This is a genomic window from Streptomyces sp. NPDC001137 (genome assembly GCF_040298885.1).
GTDB lineage: Bacteria > Actinomycetota > Actinomycetes > Streptomycetales > Streptomycetaceae > Streptomyces.
Genome location: NZ_JBEPBA010000018.1, coordinates 25460 through 47807 on the forward strand (window position 1 = coordinate 25460; position 22348 = coordinate 47807).

General features: G+C 71.2%; 17 protein-coding genes and 1 pseudogene. 8 read left to right on the plus strand and 10 right to left on the minus strand.

Annotated features, from left to right (window positions below; all coding sequences use genetic code 11):
• Positions 1 to 6: 6 nt before the first annotated feature.
• From ABT254_RS30405 to ABT254_RS30430, 6 genes are all read right to left on the minus strand, one after another.
• Complete coding sequence (locus ABT254_RS30405; RefSeq protein ID WP_351476870.1) at positions 7 to 603, minus strand: DUF5947 family protein; 597 nt, start codon at positions 601 to 603, stop codon at positions 7 to 9.
• Complete coding sequence (locus tag ABT254_RS30410) at positions 600 to 1142, minus strand: NifU-related iron-sulfur-binding protein (RefSeq protein ID WP_351476873.1); 543 nt, start codon at positions 1140 to 1142, stop codon at positions 600 to 602. Before ABT254_RS30410 ends, ABT254_RS30405 begins: the two co-directional genes overlap by 4 nt.
• A complete protein-coding gene (locus ABT254_RS30415; protein WP_351476876.1) occupies positions 1135 to 2928 on the minus strand; it encodes a nickel-dependent hydrogenase large subunit in 1794 nt (597 codons plus the stop codon). Before ABT254_RS30415 ends, ABT254_RS30410 begins: the two co-directional genes overlap by 8 nt.
• Positions 2929 to 2996: 68 nt before the next feature.
• Positions 2997 to 4085, minus strand: a complete 1089-nt coding sequence (locus ABT254_RS30420) for an NADH-quinone oxidoreductase subunit B family protein (RefSeq protein ID WP_351476879.1) — start codon at positions 4083 to 4085, stop codon at positions 2997 to 2999.
• Between the two features lies 1 nt (position 4086).
• Entirely contained in the window at positions 4087 to 5580 is a 1494-nt protein-coding gene (locus ABT254_RS30425) for a hypothetical protein (protein WP_351476881.1), read from the minus strand.
• A gap of 205 nt (positions 5581 to 5785) precedes the next feature.
• Positions 5786 to 6448: a TetR/AcrR family transcriptional regulator gene (locus ABT254_RS30430; protein WP_351476884.1), complete on the minus strand. Its 663-nt coding sequence runs from the start codon at positions 6446 to 6448 to the stop codon at positions 5786 to 5788.
• Between the two features lie 176 nt (positions 6449 to 6624).
• Here ABT254_RS30430 and ABT254_RS30435 point away from each other — a divergent pair, with 176 nt between their 5' ends.
• The gene (locus tag ABT254_RS30435) at positions 6625 to 7872 is read left to right on the plus strand and encodes a YncE family protein (protein WP_351476887.1); all 1248 of its coding nucleotides are present in this window, start codon (positions 6625 to 6627) and stop codon (positions 7870 to 7872) included.
• A gap of 72 nt (positions 7873 to 7944) precedes the next feature.
• Here the strand turns inward: ABT254_RS30435 and ABT254_RS30440 are convergent, their stop codons facing one another.
• Complete coding sequence (locus ABT254_RS30440; protein ID WP_351476889.1) at positions 7945 to 9801, minus strand: cellulase family glycosylhydrolase; 1857 nt, start codon at positions 9799 to 9801, stop codon at positions 7945 to 7947.
• Between the two features lie 93 nt (positions 9802 to 9894).
• The gene (locus tag ABT254_RS30445) at positions 9895 to 11868 is read right to left on the minus strand and encodes a GTP-binding protein (RefSeq protein WP_351476891.1); all 1974 of its coding nucleotides are present in this window, start codon (positions 11866 to 11868) and stop codon (positions 9895 to 9897) included.
• 227 nt (positions 11869 to 12095) lie between these two features.
• Between ABT254_RS30445 and ABT254_RS30450 the strand changes: the two genes are divergently transcribed.
• The 7 genes and pseudogenes from ABT254_RS30450 to ABT254_RS30480 all read left to right on the plus strand — a co-directional run bounded on the left by ABT254_RS30450 (position 12096) and on the right by ABT254_RS30480 (position 19785).
• A complete protein-coding gene (locus ABT254_RS30450; RefSeq protein WP_351476893.1) occupies positions 12096 to 12566 on the plus strand; it encodes a (2Fe-2S)-binding protein in 471 nt (156 codons plus the stop codon).
• Positions 12563 to 14935, plus strand: a complete 2373-nt coding sequence (locus ABT254_RS30455) for a xanthine dehydrogenase family protein molybdopterin-binding subunit (protein ID WP_351476896.1) — start codon at positions 12563 to 12565, stop codon at positions 14933 to 14935. The genes ABT254_RS30450 and ABT254_RS30455 overlap by 4 nt, the downstream gene beginning before the upstream one ends.
• Positions 14932 to 15786, plus strand: a pseudogene (locus ABT254_RS30460) (FAD binding domain-containing protein). The gene ABT254_RS30455 and the pseudogene ABT254_RS30460 overlap by 4 nt, the downstream one beginning before the upstream one ends.
• A 6-nt stretch (positions 15787 to 15792) precedes the next feature.
• Positions 15793 to 16719 carry an AAA family ATPase gene (locus ABT254_RS30465; protein ID WP_450751851.1) on the plus strand — a complete coding sequence of 309 codons (927 nt, stop codon included), beginning with the start codon at positions 15793 to 15795 and terminating at the stop codon, positions 16717 to 16719.
• A gap of 164 nt (positions 16720 to 16883) precedes the next feature.
• Complete coding sequence (locus ABT254_RS30470) at positions 16884 to 18068, plus strand: vWA domain-containing protein (protein ID WP_351476899.1); 1185 nt, start codon at positions 16884 to 16886, stop codon at positions 18066 to 18068.
• The gene (locus tag ABT254_RS30475) at positions 18061 to 19161 is read left to right on the plus strand and encodes an XdhC family protein (RefSeq protein ID WP_351476901.1); all 1101 of its coding nucleotides are present in this window, start codon (positions 18061 to 18063) and stop codon (positions 19159 to 19161) included. The genes ABT254_RS30470 and ABT254_RS30475 overlap by 8 nt, the downstream gene beginning before the upstream one ends.
• Positions 19162 to 19179: 18 nt before the next feature.
• Positions 19180 to 19785 carry an SRPBCC family protein gene (locus ABT254_RS30480; protein ID WP_351476904.1) on the plus strand — a complete coding sequence of 202 codons (606 nt, stop codon included), beginning with the start codon at positions 19180 to 19182 and terminating at the stop codon, positions 19783 to 19785.
• Between the two features lie 11 nt (positions 19786 to 19796).
• Here the strand turns inward: ABT254_RS30480 and ABT254_RS30485 are convergent, their stop codons facing one another.
• Together ABT254_RS30485 and ABT254_RS30490 are read right to left on the minus strand one after the other, a co-directional pair.
• Entirely contained in the window at positions 19797 to 20720 is a 924-nt protein-coding gene (locus ABT254_RS30485) for an aminoglycoside phosphotransferase family protein (protein WP_351476906.1), read from the minus strand.
• Positions 20721 to 20918: 198 nt separating this feature from the next.
• On the minus strand, positions 20919 to 22346 hold the full coding sequence (locus tag ABT254_RS30490; RefSeq protein ID WP_351476909.1) for an MFS transporter: 1428 nt from the start codon (positions 22344 to 22346) through the stop codon (positions 20919 to 20921).
• Between the last annotated feature and the right edge of the window lie 2 nt (positions 22347 to 22348).

Consider the following 22348-nt stretch of genomic DNA (forward strand, 5'->3'; position numbering starts at 1 on the left):
TCGTGGTCACGGCCGCTCGGTGAGGTCGTCGAAGAACCGCTCGACGGCGGGCCAGACGCGGCCGCCGCCGGACAGTCCGCGCCATTCCCGGCGTACGACGGCGATCATCCGGTAGCAGTCGTCGACCGGCACGATCCAGTGGTGGTCGAGGCCGTGGACGGTGTTCACGAGCAGTGCCTCCACGTCGGGTTCCACGGACGCGAGCTGGGGACAGGCCGTGACCAGCCGCTGCCAGGCCGCGGCGTCGACCTCCCACCGCATGGCCCCGGCCGGGCTCGGGCCCTCGGCGGTGACCGTGCCGTCGGCCCGGGGCACGAAGAAGACCAGGCCGACGGGCACGCCCAGAATCTCAGTGTCCACCCGGGGGAGCCGGATCCGCCTGCGGGGAACGAGGCGGTAGCGCCCGTCGCCCGCGCCGTCGTCGGCGAACAGCACCGAACAGGGCCCGCAGGTGCAGCGCACCTCCTCGGCCGCGGTGTCGTACAGGTGTCGGTGTTCCTCGGGCACCGGCGCGGCGCACAGGTCGCACCGCTCTGTCTCGGCCGCCGGGGTGACCTCGGCGGAGGAGCGGATGAGGCGGGCCAGCGCGCCGTCGGTGGTCACGGTGTGCCTCGGTGGGTGAGCGTGGTCAGCGGTACGAAGGCGGGAGCGGTGGTCTGCACCGGCTCCACCTCCGTCAGTTCGGGGGCTACGGCGAGCACCGCCTCGCGGACGGCGGCGGTGACGTCGCCCGTCCCGCCGCCGCAGCCGGAGCCGCAGCCGCCGCCCGCCGTCAGCCGTACGCGGCCCACCGCACCGTCCACGCCGGCCCACTCCACGTCACCGCCGCGTTCCTGTACGGCGGGCCGCAGTAGCTCGACCGCGCGGGCCGCCCGGCGCTCGACGGGCTCGGGGTGGATCGCGTGCAGCACCATGAGGTGACCCAGGAGCTCGTCGTCGGCGAGACGTTCGGCCAGCTGCGGGTCCGCGTGGTCCATGACCCGGGCGAGCGCCTCACCGTAGACCTCGGTCAGCAGCCGTACCGTCTCGACCGCGGGGCGGGCGGCGGGTCCGGGTGCGGATTCGAGTTCTTCCAGCAGCTGGTCGAGCCGGGCCAGCCGGGCCTCGACGGCCGGGTCGGCGAGCCGCTCGGGCTCAGCCATGGTTCGCGCCGTAGGTCGGCGAATGCAGGGTGGTCAGGGTCTTGCCCTTGCCGACGTACATGTGCACACCGCACGGCAGACAGGGGTCGAAGCTGCGGACGGTGCGCATGATGTCGACGCCCTTGAAGTCGTCCGGACCGTTCTCCTCGAAGATCGGCTGCCCCTGGACGGCGTCCTCGTAGGGGCCGGGGGTGCCGAACTTGTCGCGTGGGCTGGCGTTCCACGGAGTGGGCGGGTAGGGGTGGTAGTTGGCGATCTTCTTGTCCTTGATCACCAGGTGGTGGGAGAGGACTCCGCGCACCGCTTCGTGGAAGCCGCAGCCGATGGCCTCGTCCGGCACCTCGAAGTTCTCGAAGACCTTGGTGTCGCCGTCGCGGACCAGCCCCATCGCCTCGTCCAGGAACTGCAGGGCCATGGCCGCCGCGTAGGCGACGAAGTAGGGCCGGGCGCGGTCCCGTTCGATGGTGTTGCTCCACTTCGGGATGCGCCACTCCAGGGTGGTCTCCGGCAGCGACTCGCCCTTGGGCAGCGAGATGCGCACGCTGTGGCCGGTGGACTTGATGTACGGGGTGTCGACCAGCCCGCTCAGCGCGGTGGACCAGAGGCGGGCGAGCGGGCCGCCGCCGGTGTCCAGGGCGAGATGGTCGCCGCTGCGCGCGTCGTACCAGCGCGGGCTCATCACCCAGCTGTACTTGTCGTCGAAGTCGCGCTTCTGCGGGACCGGCACGGTGGTCTGGTTCCACGGGTGGCGCATGTCGACGGGGTTGCCGAGCGGGTCGTGGGTGACGAAGGGCTGCTCGCCCACCCAGTCCTCGTAGTACGAGCTGCCGAGCATGATCCGCAGGCCGAGGTTGATGTCGACGAGGTTGTTGGTGACCAGTTCGCCGTCGACGACGATGCCGGGGGTGACGTACATCGCCTTGCCCCAGGTGTTCATGTTCTCGTAGCGGTAGTCGACGACGTCGGGGTTCTGCCACGCGCCCCAGCAGCCCAGCAGGATGCGGCGGTTGCCGACCTGCTCGTAGCCGGGCAGCGCCTCGTAGAAGAAGTCGAAGACGTCGTCGTTCATGGCGACGGCCTTCTTGACGAAGTCGATGACCCGCATGAGCCGGCTGAGGTAGTCGGTGAAGACGGTCGGCTGGGGCAGCGTGCCCACGCCGCCGGGGTACAGGGTGGACGGGTGGACGTGCCGCCCTTCCATCAGGCAGAACATCTCGCGGGTGACCCGGCTGACCTTCAGGGCCTCCTTGTAGACCTCTCCCTCGAAGGGGTTGAAGGCCTTCATGATGTCGGCGATGGTCCGGTAGCCGTGGATGTCCCCGCGGGAGGCGTCGGTGCGTTCGGCGCGGGCCAGCACACCGGGGTTGGTGGCCTTGACCATGGCTTCGCAGAAGTCCACGAACACCAGGTTGTCCTGGAAGATCGTGTGGTCGAACATGTACTCCGCGGCTTCGCCGAGGTTGACGATGTGCTCGGCGAGCCGCGGCGGTTTGACCCCGTAGGCCATCTGCTGGGCGTAGTCGGAGCAGGTGGTGTGGTTGTCGCCGCAGATGCCGCAGATGCGGGAGGTGATGAAACCCGCGTCCCTGGGGTCCTTGCCCTTCATGAACACCGAGTAGCCGCGGAAGAGCGACGACGTGCTGTGGCACTCCACGACCTCCCGGTTGGCGAAGTCGATCTTCGTGTAGATGCCCAGGTTGCCGATGATGCGGGTGATCGGGTCCCAGGACATGTCCACGAGCTGCGGCGGCTTGCGTCCCGTGGGCCGGGCCTCGGTTGTGGTCATCGCTGTTACTGCCCCTCGCTGTCGCTGTTGCGTAGGTCGGTCCGTGGTGGGGTGTGTGGCGGGCGGGGTCAGGGACGCCAGTGCGGGTCGTAGCCGCTGGTCAGCTTCTGCTTGTTGTGGCGCCACCTGGGTTCGTGGTTGACCAGCTCGTTCGTGAAGCCGCGCAGCCGGCGGATGACGGCCCCGTACGGCTTGACGATCATCGAGGAGAGCGTTCCGCCGGGCGGCTCGTCCATGAACGGCATGAACGCGTCGGGGAAGCCGGGCATCGTGCAGCCGATGCAGATGCCGCCGACGTTCGGGCAGCCGCCGATGCCCGCCATCCAGCCGCGCTTGGGCACGTTGCAGTTGACGACCGGACCCCAACAGCCCGTCTTCACCAGGCACTTGGGCGAGTTGTAGTCCTTGCCGAAGTTGCCCTGCTCGTAGTACGAGCCGCGGTCGCAGCCCTCGTGGACCGTCTTGCCGAACAGCCACTGCGGGCGCAGCATGTGGTCCAGCGGGGGCGGCGGCGCGGTTCCCGCAGCGTGGTAGAGCACCCAGATCAGGGTCTCCATGAAGTTCTCGGGCTGGATCGGACAGCCGGGGACGTTCACCACGGGCAGGCCGCCCTGGGTCCTGAAGTCCCAGCCCAGGTAGTCCGCGAGGCCCATGCATCCGGTCGGGTTGCCGGCCATCGCGTGGATGCCGCCGAAGGTGGCGCAGGTGCCTGCGGCCACCACCGCCCAGGCCTTGGGGGCGAGTTGGTCGATCCACCAGTTGAGGGTCTGCGGTTGGCCGGTCTCCGGGTCGTTGCCGAAGGACGTCCAGTAGCCCTCGCCCTCGATGATGTTCTGGTTGGGGATCGAGCCCTCGATGACGAGGATGAACGGGGCCAGCTCGCCGCGTACCGCCGCCCGGTAGGGAGCCAGGAAGTCCTCGCCGCCCAGGCTCGGGGAGAGCACCTTGTTGACCAGGTTCACCTTCGGCAGGCCCGGGATCAGGCCGAGGACCAGGTCCTCGATGGAGGGCTGGTCGGCGGCCGTCAGGGAGACGGTGTCGCCGTCGCAGCTCATGCCCTCGGAGATCCAGAGGATGTGGATCTCGTCGAAGCCCTGCCGTTCCTCGCCGCGGCCGGGTTCGGCGCTGACCTCGGTGGTGCTGCTGTGTGTCGTCATGTCAACGGCCTCCGGTGCGGGGGGTGTCGGAGTCGGTGGGCTGGAGTGGTTCGAGTTCGTCGGGCCGGAAGTAGTGGAAACGGCCGTACCAGCTGTGCAGTTCGGCCGCGGGGTCGTCGTCGAGGGTGACGGCGAGGTGCACGCTGCCGTCCACGTCGTGGAAGACGGCGGCGACCTCGGCGGTCCGTCCGGCCAGGAACATGTCCTGGGCGTCGGCGCCCCGGCTCCGTGGGCGAAGCCGTACGCGGCTGCCGCCGCCGAGGGGCACTCCGTCGACGAGCACGGTGTCGGTGGAGGGGGAGAGCCCGTCGTCGGCGCCCTCCTGCCACCAGGCGGGGCGTTCGGTGGGCGGGGGCGACGGATTGGCCGGGGTCAGGGAGCGGACGGCGCCGTGCAGCCGTGCGAAGACCTCCGGGGGCATGGTGTCGACCCGGTCGAGGATCGCGGCGGCCCGTGGGTCGGTGGCGCGCGCCTCGCGCTTTTCCTCGTCCGTCAGCAGCATCGTGCGCAGCGTGAGGATCTCGTCGATCTCCGCGGCGTCGTGCAGATCCCCCGGGCTCTCCGGGGCCACCTGCGGATGGTCGGGGAGGATGATCGGCGAGGAGAGCAGGACGTGGCCCGTGGCGCCGGCGGGGGAAACAGGGGGGTCGCCGCCGAGGACGGGGAAGGTGAATTCGTTCCGGCACGTGTCCGCGTGGGCCCGCAGGTCCTCGGGCGGATCGATCAGCGAGACGAACTCGACGCCGTCACCGCCGACAAGGGTGTGGGCGGCGATGAGCGCGCCCCGCAGGGCTTCCTCGCGCGTGGCCCGCGGGTCCGGTCCGGCTTCCGTGTTGGTGGTGCGTACCCGCAGACGGCACAGGTCGTGCCCCAACCGCTCGGCGCCGAGGGTGACATGGGCCCGTACCTCCTCGCGGCGACGCACCACCCGCCCGGCCCCCGAGGGCAGCGCCTCGATGTCCCGGCCGGCCGCGGCCCCTGCCCGGACCGTGCGTTCCTCGTGGAGGAGGTCGTCCAGCGGGACCGCGATGTCCACTTCGCACGGCACCGCCTCGTCGAAGGTCAGATGCACCGTGCCGTCGTCGGTGCGCAGCGACTCGACCTCCCGGCGGCAGCCGTCCGAGCCGGTCTCCTCCACCTGCTTGTGCTGCAGCTGGAGGAATCGAAGCCTCACCCGCAGGGTCGCGCCGGGCTGTCGGATCCTCAGCAGGCACTCGGTCTGCTGGTACCAGGAGTCGGCGGAGCCGGACACGCCCGGGACGACCGGGCCGTCCCGCTCCACCCAGGGGCGCGGGAAGAGCACCCCGAACTGCCAGCGGACGCGGTTCTTGGTGGACGAGCGACGGTAGGGATAGAGGAGGTAGCCCTCGTACAGAACGGCGTCGGCGACGGCGCTCAACTGCGCGAAACCGTCCAGGGACCGGTCGGCCGGCAGGCCCGGGGCGTCCCTCGTGGCGGCGGGCGCCATGCCGCCCTCGACCGAACCCTCCGACATCGCGCCTCCTCGTGACCGTGTGCACGCCCATGCCTTCCACCACGGTCACATCGCCCACGCGCCCTCGCCTCCTCCGGCGCAGCATCACTGGGCCGTTCGAGGGATCACTCGGAGTGGTCGGGCGGTCGGCGGCGGAGGACATGGGAGTGTCGTCGGCCGGTCGGCGGCAGCAGTCGTCACGGGCCCGGCGGGGGCGCCGCTCCGTTCAGTCGGTCGGCGTCGCCCATCCCGGCGGACGCAGAATCGCCAGCAGCTGCCGGACCAGTTCGTCCACCACTTCGTCGAGCGTGGCGTTCACCCAGCCGGCGCTCCAGTCGTGCAGCAGTCCGTTGACGCTGCCGATGAAGGCGGTCGCGGCGATGCGGTAGTCGCGGGGGGCGGCCTCTTTGTGGGCGGCGGCCGCATCGGCCTCGGCGCAGATGAGGTCCACCCAGCGGGAGCGGCGGGCCAGGCGCTGTTCCTCCAGGCGGGCGCTGACGCCGATGATCTCGACGAAGGTGATCCTGATCCGGCGTGGATCGCCGGTGACGTTCCTGGCGTAGGCCCGGAAGATGGCGGTGACGCGCTCGGCGAGCGGGAGACCCTGTGCCTCGGCGAACGCGGCCAGGACAGCCTCCTCTGCCCAGTCGTTGACCTGGAGGTGCAGCGCGGCCAGCACGTCCTCGAGGGTGCGGAACTCCTCGTAGAACTGGCGGGTGGAAAGGCCCGCGGCCTCGCTCAGGGCCGCGACCGTGGTGGTGCGGTAGCCGGGGTCGCCGCCGAAGAGTTCGAGCGCGGCGTCCAGGAATCTGCTGCGCCGCTCGGCCTGCCGTTCCGCGGCGGTCTTGCCGCCGTACCGTCCGGTCGGCGCCTTGAGCCTTCCCGCCACTGAACCTCCCTGGTCGCCCGCCTCGCCAATTTTGTCGTGTACGCAGTCTTGTGGAGAAGGGCACCTCTTCCTTACTTTCCAGTAAGTAAGGATCTGAACGCGCCTGTTTTCAGATTCGGCCTTCATTTCCTTTGGCATGCCCTCATCACACCCCGTCCGCAGAGGAGAGAGCACTCATGCCTGCCCTCAGATCCAGGCACATCTGCTCCGTAGCCGCCGCCCTCGTCCTGACCGTCGCCGCACCCGCGACCGCCGCCACCGCGGACTCGTCCGCGGCCCTGCGCGAGGTGCTGTTCGTGGGCAACAACTGGGACGGCACCGCCACCGTCCTGAAGTCGTCCGGCGACTTCGCCGAGGTCGGGGAGATCAATGTCGTTCCCGACAAGGCGCAGCGCATCGCGGAGATCAACGCCAACCCCATCAAGTGGATCTACTACACGGCCATCCGCAACCAGGTCGGCCAGGGTCACGACCAGTACGTCGACGACATGTACTCCACTCCCGACGGCACGTCCGTGGTGGTCTCCCGGCCCAGCTTCGCCGACGTCGTCTCCATCGACCTGGCCACCGACAGGATCAACTGGCGTTTCCCGGTGGCCGGTTACCGCGCCGACCACATGGCCGTCTCCCCCGACGGCACCAAGGTCGCGGTCTCCGCGTCCACTGCCAACAAGGTGCAGGTGCTGGACATCAACACCGGCAAGGAACTGGGCGAGTTCGCCACCGGGGACAAGCCGCACGAGAACGTCTTCACCAACGGCGGCAAGTACATCTGGAACATGGCGATCGGCGAGGTCACCAGCTCCCTCGACGACCCCTCGGCGGACTGGACGAAGGGCGACCGCCACATCACCGTCGTCGACGCCGCCACGTACAAGACCGTCAGGACCATCGACCTGCGCGACCGACTGGACGCGATCGGTCTGAAGGACTTCTCCGACGCGGTGCGGCCCGCCGCCTTCACCCCCGACTGGTCGAAGATGTACTTCCAGGTGTCGTTCTTCAACGGCTTCCTGGAGTACGACATCGCCACCGACAAGATCACCCGGGTGAAGACACTGCCGGCGAACCCGGCGACCAGCACCGACCGCACCACCTGGCTGCTGGACTCGCGCCACCACGGCATCTCGATGAGCCCCGACGGCGGCAAGCTGTGCGTCGCCGGGACGATGGACAACTACGCCACCGTCGTCGACCGGGCCACCCTCCAGGAGGGACCGCTCGTCACGGCGTCCACCCCGTACTGGGCCACGGTCAGCGGCGACGGTAAGGACTGCATCATCTCCGAGAGCGGCGCCGACCAGGTCACGGCGATCGACTTCGCGACCGGTCAGAAGGTCACCTCCGTGCCGGTCGGGGACCATCCGCAGCGGGTACGGCTCGGCCATGTGCAGGCCGGCTGGACGGGTCCGTCCGCGAGCTGATTCCCCCTCACCGACGGCGCCGGACGATGCGGTCCGGCGCCGTCGGCCTGTCGGCCCGCCCCAGTCCTCGGCTCAGAAGTGCGCCGCCGCCCAGGCCGCCAGCTCGGCCCTGGCCGCGCTGAGCAGGCTCGCCGGCGGTGACGTGGCGCCGTTGGTGACCAGCGCGTAGTGCAGGACGCCGGAGTCCGTGTCGGTGAGCAGCAGGCGCCGGCTGCCCGTGCCGCCCGGTTCGGGAGCCGCCGCGACCGGTGTCGAGGTCGTGTACGCCGGCGGGCCGTGGACCGTGCCGAGGTCGGAGACGACGGTGGTCGTCGCGGTCGGGAACGAGGCGGGCAGGTGCAGTTCGGTGGGTGCCGTGCCGCTGCCCGACTTCCACACCAGCAGCCCGTACTGGCCGGAGCCGACCAGCTGCGACACGCTCGGCAGTGAACTCGGCACCGGGTTCCAGGTCAGGGTCGTGGAGCCGTCGCGTGAGCGGTCCTCGTAGGTGAAGGCGAGCGTCGTACCGGCCGTGGCGCTCGGGAAGACGCGGTCGAGGAGCCGGGCGTCCTGGCGGAGTGTCACCGCGCCCGAGTCGTCCGACTTCGCGGCGGAGAGGTCTTCGTCGTTCCAGGCGTCACCGGACGTCTTGACCTTGTCGGGGTTGTCGTTCATCAGCTCGTGGTGGCGGCCGTTGTAGATGTCCCACTGCCACTGGTTGCCGGAGAGGACCGGGCCGGAGGAGGCCGGGTCGGACCACCAACTCGAGCCCGGCATCCGGGAGTCGAGGGCCTGGTACATCGCCTTGTCGACCGTGGGGGCCTTGCCCGCCACCGATCCGGACAGCGGATGGCCGAACTCGCTGACCACGGCGGCCGTCCCCGCGGCGGACGCCCGGTCGCGGACGGTGCCGAAGTCCTTCGCGTACTGCCCGTCGGACGCGTTGCCCCACATGAAGATGCCGGAGATGGCCTTCTGGTCGTAGAAGTGGGTGTTGAAGACATAGCGCGGGCCGAGCGTGCCGGCGTCCAGCAGCCCGCCCTCCTGCTTCTGTGAGTCGATGTTGGCGTTCCAGAAGAGGTTGGGTTCGACGAAGGCGGGTTTGGCCTGCCAGCCGGCCGCGTCCATCCGGGCTCGGAACCTCTGGTAGAAGGGCCACAGCAGGTTCTGCTCCCAACCGCGGCTGCTCTGCCCGGAGTCGTAGCTGCCCGCGAAGGGCTCGTTGTACGGGTCGAAGCCGACGACGCCCGCGAACTCGGCCTCGCTCAGGTGCTGAGCGACGTAGGCCATGGTCTTCTCGGCGGTGGCGAGGAAGGCGTCCTGCAGGCCGTGGTTGTTGTGCCAGAAGTCGTACTGCGCCTTCGTCACGGCCTGGTTCTGGGTGATGTTCTGGCCCCAGAAGAGGCAGATCCCGCACGACTCCTGCGGGTAACCACCCAGCGCCACGGCCCACTTGGGGGCCCCGTCGCCGGTGTACCAGCTTCCGGAGTTGAAGAGGTAGCGGGAGTAGAGGTCCTGGTGGAAGTCGGGGTAGACGCGGATGCCGGCGTCGAGGAAGGCCTGCATCTGCGCGGTGACGGCGGCCAGGTAGGCGGTGTCGACCGTGCCTCGGGTGGGTTCGGCGTGCGCCCAGGACAGCAGGAAGCGGACCGAGTTGCCGCCGCCGAGGACACGCAGCGCGGCCGCGGACTTCTTCGCGTCGGCGACCGAGGCGAAGGGCAGGCCGCTGTTCTCCTCCAGCTTGGTCTCGCCGGAGACGTTGTAGCCGCGCAGCACGACCTCGCGGCCGTTGCCGTCGACGAATCTGCCGTTCTGCACGGTCAGGGGCGATTCGTCGAACCAGAGGGAGTCGGGAAGGGTGGCGGCGGTGGCGGACGGCGTGCCCGCCACCGTCAGGGATCCGAAGAGGACAACCAGCACAACGAGCAGACGTGTCCGGATATTCGGCATGTCCACTACAGTCCGGTGATTTCCGGACACCGTCAATACTTCTGACTCTTGAGTAAGTTTCAGGATTTTCAGGGGCGCTGCTTCTCAGCCACCTCAACCCGCCACGCGACGTGTCACGTTCAACAGGTACTCCCTGCGGTTGAGGGGGTTGTGGTCGGTGCGCGGACGCTTCGGAACCGTTCCGTAAGTGATCGGTGCGTAGTGGTCGAAGGAGCTCTCCCACTCCCCTTCACCGCGCGTGAGTCCGGGCAGCCGCTGTTCCAGTTCGTGCACCCGGCCGGCCGGAATCGCGCCTTCCAGGACACAGGCGGCGCCCCGCGTCCCGGTCGTCTGCGGGACGGCGCGCAGGGCGGCCAGCACCGGCAGCAGGGCACCGAGGGTGTCGGCCGGGGCTTCGAGGCGGAAGCGGTGCATCGGCTCGTACACCCGGGTGCCCGCCCGGCGCAGCGCCTCGATGAGGACCAGCGGGGTCAGACCGCGGAAGTCGTGGCCGGTGCTGGACATGCTCTTGTCGAAGCCCTGGTGGGCGTGGCTCTGCCGGGGCGAGTAGCCGGAGTGGGTCATGGTGACCGTGCAGTCGGTGACCTGCCAGCCGTACAGGCCCTGTCCGAGGGTCTCGCGGACGGTGTCCTCTACGGCCTTGAAGAAGGCGTACGGCATGGCGCCGAGCTCCACCTCCAGGCGGAACCGCACGCCCGAGCCGGCCGGCGCGGGGTCGACGCGCAGGCCGACGGTGGCCAGGAAGGGGTTCGGGTCCTTCTTGTTGAACTCCACCGCCGCTCCCCGCCCGCACGGCCGCTCGATACAGATGACCGTGGTCTCCCGGAAGGTGACGTCGAGCCCGAACTCCTCGGCGAGCGTGGCCTGGACGACCTCCTTCTGCACCTCGCCGTAGAGGGACACGGAGGTCTCCTGGCGCACCTGGTCGTGGCGCAGGTCGATCAGCGGGTCCTGTTCGGCGAGCCGGGTGAGCGCGAGATGGAGCTTGCGGGTGTCCACGCCCGGGCCCGGGACGACCACCGTCTCCAGTGTGGGCGGGGCGAAGTGGTGCTCGTAGGCCTTGCGGGGTTCACCGAGAGCGTCGCCGATCCTGATGTCGGTCAGGCCCCACAGCCTGGCGATGCGTCCGGCGGGGACGGCGTCCGCCCGCACGTCGGTGCCGTGGTCGAAGACGCTGATCGCGGTGACCCTTCCCTCCGTGCGGGCCTCGCCGAAGGGGATCCGGTCGCGGGTGCGCAGGGTGCCGGAGAACATGCGGGCGTACGCCACCTTCTCCCCCGCCGGGCCCCGCTCGACCTTGAAGACGGTGCCGCAGACCGGCCCTTCGGGATTGCCGTCGGCCGGAGGCAGGAGGTCCTTGATGCCGGCGACCAGTTCGCTCACTCCTGCGCCGGTGATGGCGGAGCCGAAGAGGACGGGATGGACGAGGGCCTCGCGGGTCTGGGCGGTGAGGGCGGCGCGGAGGGTGGCATGTGACATGTCGCTGCCCTCCACATAGGCGGTGAGCAGCTCGTCGTCATGGTCCGCCAGCACATCGAGCGCCGTCGCGGCGAGCCCCGGTACGAACCGGGCATCGCGCGTGCCGAGTTCGCCGACCGCCCCCATCGGCACGGCCGCCGGCGTGAGCCGCTCGCAGATCTCGCGCAGCACCCCCTCGTACCGCGCCCCGCGGCGGTCGATCTTGTTGACGAACAGAAGGGTCGGGATGCGCAGCCGCTGCAGCGTCCGCATCAGGACGCGGGTCTGCGCCTGGACGCCCTCGACGGCCGAGACGACGAGAACCGCGCCGTCGAGCACTCCGAGCACCCGCTCCACCTCGGCGATGAAGTCCGGGTGTCCGGGGGTGTCGATGAGGTTGACCGTCACGTCGTCGATCGCGAACGAGACGACGGCGGACTTGATGGTGATGCCGCGCTGCCGCTCCAGCGCGAGGGTGTCGGTGCGGGTGTTCCCGTCGTCGACACGGCCGGGCTGGTCGATCACTCCGACCGAGTGCAGCAGCCGCTCGGTCAGGCTGGTCTTACCTGCGTCGACGTGCGCGAGGATGCCAAGGTTGAGCAAGTGCACGAAGCGTCATGTCCTTCGGAGAGTGGGTCATTCCTTCCTGGGCGGACATGAACGGTGCTCGCATTGCTTCTCCTTGACTGTGCCGTGACCCAACACAAGAAGTGCACCAGTACCGGCGTCACCGCGGCAACGGATTAACGCTCAACCAATGACTCCGCCACTCTCGCCCCCTCCGAGAAGCGGTCCTAGAGTGACGCACATCACGTCCCGTGATCCTGGGAGGGCACATGACCCACATCTCGGTGAAGGTGGACGGCACGACGTACGAGGACGACGTGGAACCCCGTCTCCTCCTGGTCCACTACCTGCGCGACCGCCTCGGTCTGACCGGGACCCCCGTCGGCTGCGACACCTCGAACTGCGGGGCCTGCACGGTGGAGCTGGGCGGCGTCAGCGTCAAGAGCTGCTCCGTGCTCGCCGTCCAGGCGGACGGAGGTGAGGTGACGACGGTCGAGGGGCTGGCCCGGGACGGTGAGCCGACCGCCCTTCAGCGCGCCTTCCACGAGAAGCACGCGCTGCAGTGCGGCTACTGCACCCCGGGGATGCTGATGGCGGCACGCGATCTGCTGCGCGAGCACCCGCACCCCACCCCGGACGAGATCCGGCACGCCCTCGAGGGCAACCTCTGCCGCTGCACCGGCTACCAGAACATCGTGCGGGCCGTGCAGGCCGCCTCCGGACAGGAGGTCCCGGCATGACCGACCAGGCCGTTCAGAGCGAGGTCGGGCGCGCCCGGCCCCGTAAGGAGGACGCCCGCCTGATCACCGGGCAGACCAACTGGACCGACAACATCAGCGTGGGCGGACTGCTCCACCTGGCCATCCTGCGCAGCCCGATGGCACACGCCCGCATCGAGCGCGTCGACGTCTCACCGGCACTCGAACGCCCCGGTGTCATCGCCGCGTTCACCGGCGGCGACCTCGCCGAAGGACTGGGGTCGCTGCCCTGTGCCTGGCCGGTGACCGAGGACATCGTGCTGCCCGACCACCCGGCGGTCGCGGTCGACGAGGTGCGGTACGCGGGCGACCCGGTGGCGGTCGTGGTGGCCCGTGACCGGTACGCGGCCGCCGACGCCCTGGAGGCGATCGAGGTCGACTACGAACCGCTGCCCCCGGTCCTCGACCTGGAGGCGGCGCTCGCCGAGGACTCCCCGCTGGTCCACTCCGACAAGGGCACCAACCGCTGCTACGTCTGGCCGCTGAAGACGGGCGAGGACTTCGGCTCCGTACGACAGCGCGCCGATGTGACCCTGAAGCGCCGCTACCACCAGCAGCGGCTCATCCCCAACGCGATGGAGCCACGCGCGGTCGTCGTCACCCCGCTCGCCGCGTCCGGCGAGTACACCCTCTACTCCTCGACGCAGATCCCGCACATCGTCCGCGTCATGATGGCGCTGGTCACCGGCATCCCCGAGCACAAACTGCGAGTGGTCGCCCCCGACGTCGGCGGCGGTTTCGGCTCCAAACTCCAGGTGTACGGCGAGGAGGCCGTCGCGCTCGCGGTGGCGCGGAAGACCGGCCGGCCCGTCAAGTGGACCGAGTCCCGCTCCGAGAACTACCTCGCCACCCACCACGGCCGCGGCCAGATCCAGGACGTCGAGATCGCCGCGACCCGGGAGGGCAGGCTGCTCGGCCTGAAGGTCGACCTATTGGCGGACATGGGCGCCTACCTCATGATCATCACTCCGGGGACGCCGCTCCTCGGTGCGTTCATGTACCCGGGCATCTACAAGATGGACTCCTACGACTTCACCTGCACCGGCGTGTTCACGACCAGGACGCCGACCGACGCCTACCGTGGCGCCGGACGCCCCGAGGCGACGTTCGCCATCGAGCGGATCATGGACGACCTGGCGGCCGAACTCGGCCTGGATCCCATGGAGTTGCGGCGCCGGAACTGGATCCGGCACGAGGAGTTCCCGTACACGTCCATCGCGGGTCTGACGTACGACAGCGGCAACTACGAGGCCGCGACCGAGAAGGCGCTCGCGCTGTTCGACTACGACAAGCTGCGCGCCGAGCAGGCCGACCGCAACCACCGGGGCGACTCCGTCCGGCTCGGCATCGGCGTGTCGACGTACACCGAGATGTGCGGGCTCGCGCCCAGCCGGGTGCTGCGCGACCTCAGGTACGCGGCGGGCGGCTGGGAGGCGGCGAGCATCCGCATGCTGCCCACCGGCAAGGTCGAGGTGGTCACCGGCACGAGCCCGCACGGGCAGGGCCATGCGACCTGCTGGAGCCAGATCGCCGCCGATGTGCTGGGCGTGCCGTTCGAGGACGTCGAGGTCGTGCACGGCGACACGAGGCTGGTGCCGCAGGGGATGGACACCTACGGCTCACGCTCGCTGGTCCTGGGCGGGACGGCCGTGCATCACGCCGCGAAGAAGGTGGTGACCAAGGCCCGGAAAGTGGCCGCCCACCTGCTCGAAGCCGCCGAGAACGACCTGGAGTTCACGAACGGCGTGTTCTCCGTGAAGGGCTCCCCGGACGCCCGTAAAACCATCCAGGAGGTCGCCTTCGAGACCTTCTCCTCGCACGACCTGCCCGACGGCATGGAGCCCAGCATCAACGCCGAGCACCTGCTCGACCCGGACAACTTCTCCTATCCGCACGGCACCCACCTGTGTGCGGTCGAGGTCGACACCGAGACCGGGCGTACGCGCATCCGCTCCTACGTCTGCGTCGACGACGTCGGCAGGGTCGTCAACCCGCTGATCGTCGAGGGGCAGGTGCACGGCGGAATCGCGCAGGGCATCGCGCAGGCACTGTACGAGGAGGCCGTCTACGACGACGAGGGCAACCTGGTCTCCGGCACCATGGCCGACTACCTCGTGCCGTCGGCCCCCGACCTGCCCGACTTCGTGACCGAGCGGACGGAGACACCGGCCACCTCGAACCCCTTGGGAGTGAAGGGAGTCGGCGAGGCGGGCACGATCGCGTCCACGCCCGCCGTCGTCAACGCGATCGTGGACGCGCTGCGCCCCCTGGGCGTGACGGACATCCGTATGCCCTGCACACCTGAGCGGGTCTGGCGCGCGGTTCAGTCCGGGAAGGAGGCCCGGTCATGATTCCTCCGGCATTCGACTACGCCCGGCCGGCAAGCGTCGACGAGGCGGTACGCACGCTCGCCGAGGCCGGCGAGGAGGCGAAGGTGCTGGCCGGCGGGCAGAGCCTGCTGCCGCTGCTGAGGCTGCGGCTGGCCTTCCCTGAGCTGGTCGTGGACGTCGGCCGCATCCCCGAACTGCGCGGGGTGCGCGAGGACGGCGACACGCTCGTCATCGGCGCGATGACCACGCACCACGACGTCATCCACGATCCGCTGGTCCGCCGGCACGCCGGCCTGCTGGCCTCCGCCACGGCGACCGTCGCGGATCCCGCCGTACGCCACCGGGGCACCCTCGGCGGCTCCCTCGCGCACGCCGACCCGGCCGGCGATCTGCCCGCGGTGGTGCTGGCCCTCGACGCCCAACTCGTGGCGCAGGGACCGCGGGGGCGGCGCACACTGCCCGCGGGTGAATTCTTCGTCGACTATCTGCAGTCGGCGCTCGAACCCGACGAGCTCCTGGTGGAGGTGCGGGTGCCCAAGGTGGACGGCTGGGGCTTCCACTACGAGAAGTTCCACCAGGTGGCGCAGTCCTGGGCGACGGTCGGCGTGGCCGCGCTGGTGCGGCGCGACGACGGGCACATCGCCGAGGCGCGGATCGGTCTGACCAACATGGGCTCGACGCCGCTGCGCGCCTCGGCGGCCTAGGACGCCCTGTCCGGTGCCGGGACCGCGGAGGCCGTCGCCCGGGCCGCGGGGGCCGCAGCCGACGGGACCCGGCCCTCGCGGGACATCTCGGCCTCGCCCGAGTACCGCGAGCACCTGGCACGGGTGCTCACCAGGCGGGCGGTGCTGGCCGCAGCCGGAATGGGGTGAGGACCGATCACGCACCAGCAGGACCCGATCGCGGACCGGCTCGGCCCGGCCGGGGACATCGACGGCCCGCAGCAGGTGCGCGCCCGCCTGGAGGAGACGGGATACCTCGTCGACGACGGGCTGGCGACCGCCTGCTTCCTGGCCCTGCGGCTGCACCGGCCGATCTTCTGCGAGGGCGACGCGGGCGTCGGCAAGACGGCGCTCGCGTCCGCCCTGGCCGAGGCGCTGGACGCCCCGCTGATCCGGTTGCAGTGCCACGAGGGCATCGATGCCTCGCAGGCACTGTACGACTGGGACTTCCCACGTCAGCTGCTGCACCTGCGGGCCGCCGAGGCGGCCGGTCTCAGGGACGCCGACCGTCTGGAGGACGAGCTGTACGACCGCCGCTTCCTGGTCGCCCGGCCGCTGCTCAAGGCGCTGGAGACGCAGCCGTCGGTGCTGCTGGTGGACGAGATCGACCGCGCCGACGACGAGTTCGAGGCCTTCCTGCTGGAGCTGCTGTCGGAGTTCTCGGTCACGATCCCGGAGCTGGGCACCCTGCGCGCCGAGACGCCGCCCGTGGTCGTCCTGACCTCCAACCGCACCCGCGAGGTGCACGACGCACTGAAGCGCCGCTGCTTGTACCACTGGTTCGACCATCCGGGCTTCGCCCGTGAACTGGCCATCGTACGGCGGCGGTTGCCTGCCGTCTCGGCTCGGCTGGCGGAGCAGGTGACCGCGCTTGCGCAGGCGCTGCGGTCGCAGGACCTGCTGAAGCCGCCGGGGGTCGCCGAGACGATCGACTGGGCCCGGGCCCTGGACGCGCTGGGCGCGAGCGAGGCGGACCCGGACCTGGCCGTGGCGACCCTGGGCTCCGTGCTGAAGTACCGCGAGGACGTGGAACGGGCGCGCGGGCTCGATCTGGCGGCGGTCCTCGCTGCTCGGGGGGTGTGAGCGCAGTGGGCGGCGGGGTGGGGTGGGCGGAGAGCGGAGGGCAGGAACCGACCGACGGACACCGGCCACGGGACCAGCGTGCAGGTGGGCGCGCCCGCGCCGCGGAAATGCGGGGCCGGGGCGCCGAGGCCCTGGGGCGGGACGGCGGAAGTGCCCACGGGGGCGTGTCGCGCGGCGGCCCGGTTGATCCACTCGCCGGGCCCGCCGCGGGCGCCCGTGCCGACGCCGCCCTGCTCGGCTTCGCCCGTGCCCTGCGCGCGGCCGGGGTCGATGCGAGCGCCGAGCGGGTGCACGCCTTTCTGCGCGCGGTGGACGAGCTGCGGGCCGGGATGCGGGCGGACGTGTACTGGGCGGGACGGCTGACCCTGTGCGGCGGGCGGGACGACCTGGAGCGCTACGAGCGCGTGTTCGCCGCCTGCTTCGGCGGCGCCGCGCCCGCCGGGCGGACAGCGGCCGCTCCTCCCACAGCCCGGCTGCGGCTGGTCGCACGGGAGGGTCCGCTGCCCCGTGCGGTCACCCGCGACGAGGAGCAGCACCCGGCGCCGCCCGCCGCGGCGCTCGCCAGCTCCTCGGAGCTCCTGCGCCACCGTGACGTCGCCGGACTGGACTCCGCCGAGCGTGAGCAACTGCGCCGGTTGCTGGCCGCGTTCGCGCTGCGCGGCGAGATGCGGCGCACCGCGCGGCGGCGGCCGGCACGGCGAGGGGCGGTGGATCCGCACCGGACGGTGCGCGAACTGCTGCGGCGCGGCGGGGAACCGGCCCGGCTGCGGCGGCACACCCGGGCGGACCGGCCGCGGCGGGTGGTTCTGCTCGTGGACGTCAGCGGTTCGATGGCGCCGTACGCCGACGCGCTGCTGCGGCTCGCGCATGCGGCCGTCCGTGGGAGCCGTACGGAGGTGTTCACCATCGGCACCCGGCTGACCCGGGTCACCCGCGAACTGTCGCACCGCGACCCGGATCTGGCGATGGCCGCGCTCGCGTCCGCCCTGCCGGACTGGCACGGCGGAACCCGGCTCGGGGAGCTGCTGCGCGAGTTCCTGGACCGCTGGGGGCAGCGGGGCATGGCGCGCGGGGCGGTCGTGGTGGTGCTGTCCGACGGCTGGGAACGTGGCGATCCGGAGCTGCTCGGCGCCCAGATGCGCCGTCTGCACCGGCTGGCACACCGCGTGATCTGGGCCAATCCGCGCAAGGGCCGCCCCGGCTACGCGCCGCTTGCCGCCGGGATGGCGGCGGCGCTGCCGAGCGTGGACGCTTTCCTCGAGGGGCACAGCCTGGCCGCGCTGGAGCAACTGGCGGCGGCGGTGCGCGGGACCGGCCCGGCGCCCGTGGAAGGAGCGGATCGTGCGTGAGATTCTTCCGACGCTGAGCGAGTGGTACGCGGGCCGGGTCCCGTTCGGCCTTGCGACCGTGGTCGCCGTGAGCCGCAGCGCACCGCGTGATCCCGGGGCGGCCATGGCCGTGGGGCCCGGCGACGAGGTCGTGGGCAGCGTGTCCGGGGGCTGCGTGGAGGGCGCGGTGTTCGAGCTCGCCCAGGAGGTGGTGGAGAGCGGTGAGGCGCGCCTGGAGACCTTCGGCTACAGCGACGAGGACGCGTTCGCGGTCGGGCTCACCTGCGGCGGCGAGATCACGCTGCTGGTCCGGCCCGTCACGCGCGAGACCGATCCGGGGTTCGCCGCGGTCGCGGAGTCCGTGGCCGAGGGCCGACCGGTGACCCTGGCGACGGTGACGGAGGGGCCCGCCCGTATCGGGGCCACCCTCGCCGTCTGGCCGGACGGGGTGTCCGGGACGCTGGGCACGGCCGGTCTGGACGTGGCCGTCACCGCCGACGCGCGCGGCGAACTCGCCCTGGGTGCCACCGGGTTGCGTCACTACGGCCCGCACGGCGAGCGCCGCGAGGACGCGGTCACCGTCTTCCTGCACTCCTTCGCTCCGCCGCCCCGCATGCTGGTCTTCGGCGCCATCGACTACGCGGCCGCGGTCGCCCGCATCGGCAGCTTCCTCGGCTACCGGGTCACCGTGTGCGACGCCCGCCCGGTGTTCGCCACCCCCAAACGCTTCCCGGACGCCGTCGAGGTGGTCGTCGACTGGCCGCACCGCTATCTGCGGGGCACCGACACCGACGAACGCACGGTGATCTGTGTCCTCACCCACGACCCCAAGTTCGACGTGCCGCTGCTGGAGGAGGCACTGCGCCGGCCCGCCGCCTACATCGGGGCGATGGGCAGTCGCCGAACCCACGACGACCGCATGAAACGCCTGCTCGACGCCGGGCTCACCGAGAGGGAACTGTCCCGGCTGCGCTCCCCCGTCGGCCTCGACCTCGGCGCCCGTACGCCCGAGGAGGTCGCCGTGTCCGTCGCCGCCGAGATCGTCGCACTGCGCTGGGGCGGCAGCGGCGCCCCGCTGGCGGCCACCGCGGGGGCCATCCATCCGTCGACGTGACGCCCGTTGGAGGAAGTCATGGAGCTGCACCACGAGTTCACCGTGCCGGTCCCGGTCGACGAGGCCTGGCAGACGCTCCTCGACATCGAGCGGGTCGCCCCGTGCATGCCGGGGGCGACCGTCGAGGAGTACGACGGAAAGACCGTCACCGGCTCGGTGAAGGTCAAGGTGGGCCCGATCACCGTGACGTACAAGGGAACGGCCGTGTTCGAGGAGCAGGACGAGACGGCGCACCGCATGGTGCTGATCGCGGGCGGCCGGGAGACCCGCGGCCAGGGCACCGCACGCGCCACGGTGACCGGCATCCTGAGCGAGCGCGACGGTGGTACGGCGGTGTCGGTGCGGACGGATCTGACGGTGACCGGGCGTCCGGCGCAGTTCGGGCGCGGGGTGATGGCTGAGGTGGGCGACCGGCTCGTCGGGCAGTTCGCCCAGTGCCTCGCGGAGCGGATCGTGGAGCCCGAGCCTGCCGAGGCGGTGGCGGAGCGGCCGGAGGAGACCGAACCCCTCGACCTGTTCCGCACGGCCGGGGTGCCGGTGGCCAAACGGGCAGCGGTGGCGGTCGCGGCGGCCGTCGTCGTGGCGGTCGTGTTCACGCGGGTACGGCGGTGGCGGCGGGGCTGATCCCCCTTCACTCAGCCCGCGTCGCGCCGGTAGTCCGCGAGGATCGCCTCCAGGTGCTTCAGCGCTGCCGTGATCCGGGCCGGGTGGTCGCGGAAGAAGGGGTCGTCGGGTACCGGGAGCGATCCGGCGAGGGCCCAGCCGCGGCCCCGGGCCCAGGTCGCGTCGTCGGCGCCGACCGCCTCACGGAAGACGTCCCGTGCCCGCTCGGGCAGGAACTTCCAGGCGGGCACCAGGTCCACGGCGGGGTCGGCCACGGCCAGCGTGCCGAAGTCGATGACGGCGCTCAGCCGGCCGTTCCGCGTCAGGAGGTTGGCCGCGTCGAGGTCGCCGTGGATCCACACCGGCGGCTTCTCCCAGGCGGGCGCGGCGAGCGCCGCCTCCCACACCTCCGTCACCGCGTCGACATCGACGAGGCCCGCCTTCTTCAGCGCCTCCAGCTTGGGCCGCACACGGGCCTCCGCGGCCACGGAGTCGCGCTCGTCGCCCAGCGGCACACCGCGGAAGGCGTTGCTCTGCTCGGGGCCGGGTCCGCCGGTGGGGTCGGTGGCCTGCAGGGCGGTGATGAATTCGGCGAGGTCGAGGGCGGTGCCGACCGGGTCGGTCAGGGCGTCGGTGGCCGCCGTCTCACCGTCCAGCCACCGGTACACGGACCACGGATAGGGGTAGCCCTCGCCGGGTTCCCCCATCGCGAGGGGCTCGGAAACGGCCAGCGGGAGGTACGGGGCGAGACGGGGCAGCCAGCGGTGCTCGCGCTCCACCTGGCCGACCCAGTGCGCGTAGCGCGGCAGACGTACCGACAGCTCGTCGCCGAGCCGGAAGGTGGCGTTGTCCATGCCGGACTGCGGCACCGGGGTGACCGGCAGATCGGCCCATTGAGGGAACTGGGCAACGAGCAGACGGCGTACCAGAGTTGCGTCGATCAGCACGCCGTCCATCTCAGCGGGGCGGGGGCCGGACGTCCATCGAATTTCGGGGTGTGGGACGCCGTCCGAGGGGTAGGCGGCGCCCGATGGGGCATGCACGCCCCCGCGACACAGCACCTCTGCGGGAAGGAGGTCCGTGACAGCGCACACTCGCAGCGCCCGGGCCGCTCGCAGCTGCATGGAGCGGCCCGGACTTTGTGCCTGCTCACGTCACCTCTCGCCGCCCGGAAGCAGGGCGCCCGGCAACGCGATCAGGGCGAGCACCGCGGCGGCCGCGTAGAGGCCCGCGGCTCCGAGGGCGACGGCGTGGAAGCCCCGTACAAAACGTGTCTCGTCGCCGGGCTGTCCGGCGATCGCGCCCGCCACCGCGATACCTATCGCACCGCCGGTCTGACGTGCGGTGTTGTTCATCGCGGAGGCCAGCCCCGACCGTTCGGCCGGGACGGCCGCGATGGCCGCGGCGACGACCGCCGGGGTCAGGAAGCCCATGCCGATGCCCCACAGCAAAAACGCGGGCAGCAGGACGAGATACGTGGAGTGCGGCTCGGCCAGGACGAGGAGGGCGAGCCCGGCCGTGGCGACGAGCAGACCCGCGGCGGCCGGAAGTCGCGACCCGATCCGGCTGGTGATGCGACCGCCGAAGGGCGCGATGACGGCGAGCGGGGCGAACAGGGGTATGACGGCCGCGCCCGCGAGCAGCGCGGAGCGGTCCTGGATCGACTGCAGGAAGAGCATCAGCACGAACAGCGTGCCGAGCGTGCCCATGTTCATGATCCCGGCCACCACGTTCGCCGCGTCGAAGGCGGGTCGCCGCAGCAGCGGAACGGGCAGCATCGCCTCGTCCCCGCGGCGCAGTTCGACGACGGCCAGCGCCGGCACGGCGAGGACGGCGAGCGCCGCGGCCACGAGCACCTGCGGGGCGCCGGCCCCGGCGCGGCCGCCCTCGATGAAGGCGTAGGTGGTCGCCAGGAGCAGGAGGCTGCCGAGCAGCAGTCCGGGCACGTCCAGGCGCCGGGCCTGCTCCTCCCTGCTCTCCCGCACGATCGCGGCGGACCACACGAGGGCGACCAGCACGATCGGCACGTTCAGCAGGAAGATCGCCCGCCAGCCGAGGGTTTCGGTGAGGGCGCCGCCCAGCAAGGGGCCCGCGGGCAGCGCCAGGCTCCCTGTGCCGGCCCAGACGCCGATCGCACGGGCGCGTGCCGCGTCGTCGGGGAAGGCGCGGCTGATGATGGCCAGCGTGCCGGGCAGCAGCAGCGCCGCGCCGACGCCCTGGACCACTCGGGCGGCGACCAGGACGGGGACACCGGGGGCGAGTCCGCAGGCGAGCGAGCCGGCGCCGAAGACGACGAGTCCGGTGAGCACCACGCGCCGGTGTCCATACAGGTCCCCGGCCGTCCCGCTGGTCAGCATGAGGGCGGCCAGCGCCAGCGCGTACCCGTCCACCACCCACTGAAGCCCGCCGATGTCGGTGCCGAGGCTCGAACCGATGCGGGGCAGCGCGACGTTGACGATGGTGACGTCGAGCAGCACCAGGAAGTACCCGGCGCACATGACGAACAGGACGGTGCGCGGCGAGCCCTCGTGCCGTGCGGGGCTCACCGCGCGCCGCAGAAGCGTTGCCGGTGATCCAGTCATGG

What these genes read in the sequence shown, in the direction of transcription:
- ABT254_RS30410 (WP_351476873.1), bottom strand. Translation starts at nt 1,142, where the DNA reads ATGGCTGAGCCCGAGCGGCTCGCCGACCCGGCCGTCGAGGCCCGGCTG.
- ABT254_RS30415 (WP_351476876.1), bottom strand. Translation starts at nt 2,928, where the DNA reads ATGACCACAACCGAGGCCCGGCCCACGGGACGCAAGCCGCCGCAGCTC.
- ABT254_RS30420 (WP_351476879.1), bottom strand. Translation starts at nt 4,085, where the DNA reads ATGACGACACACAGCAGCACCACCGAGGTCAGCGCCGAACCCGGCCGC.
- ABT254_RS30425 (WP_351476881.1), bottom strand. Translation starts at nt 5,580, where the DNA reads ATGTCGGAGGGTTCGGTCGAGGGCGGCATGGCGCCCGCCGCCACGAGG.
- ABT254_RS30435 (WP_351476887.1), top strand. Translation starts at nt 6,625, where the DNA reads ATGCCTGCCCTCAGATCCAGGCACATCTGCTCCGTAGCCGCCGCCCTC.
- ABT254_RS30440 (WP_351476889.1), bottom strand. Translation starts at nt 9,801, where the DNA reads ATGCCGAATATCCGGACACGTCTGCTCGTTGTGCTGGTTGTCCTCTTC.
- ABT254_RS30450 (WP_351476893.1), top strand. Translation starts at nt 12,096, where the DNA reads ATGACCCACATCTCGGTGAAGGTGGACGGCACGACGTACGAGGACGAC.
- ABT254_RS30455 (WP_351476896.1), top strand. Translation starts at nt 12,563, where the DNA reads ATGACCGACCAGGCCGTTCAGAGCGAGGTCGGGCGCGCCCGGCCCCGT.
- ABT254_RS30480 (WP_351476904.1), top strand. Translation starts at nt 19,180, where the DNA reads ATGGAGCTGCACCACGAGTTCACCGTGCCGGTCCCGGTCGACGAGGCC.
- ABT254_RS30485 (WP_351476906.1), bottom strand. Translation starts at nt 20,720, where the DNA reads ATGGACGGCGTGCTGATCGACGCAACTCTGGTACGCCGTCTGCTCGTT.
- ABT254_RS30490 (WP_351476909.1), bottom strand. Translation starts at nt 22,346, where the DNA reads ATGACTGGATCACCGGCAACGCTTCTGCGGCGCGCGGTGAGCCCCGCA.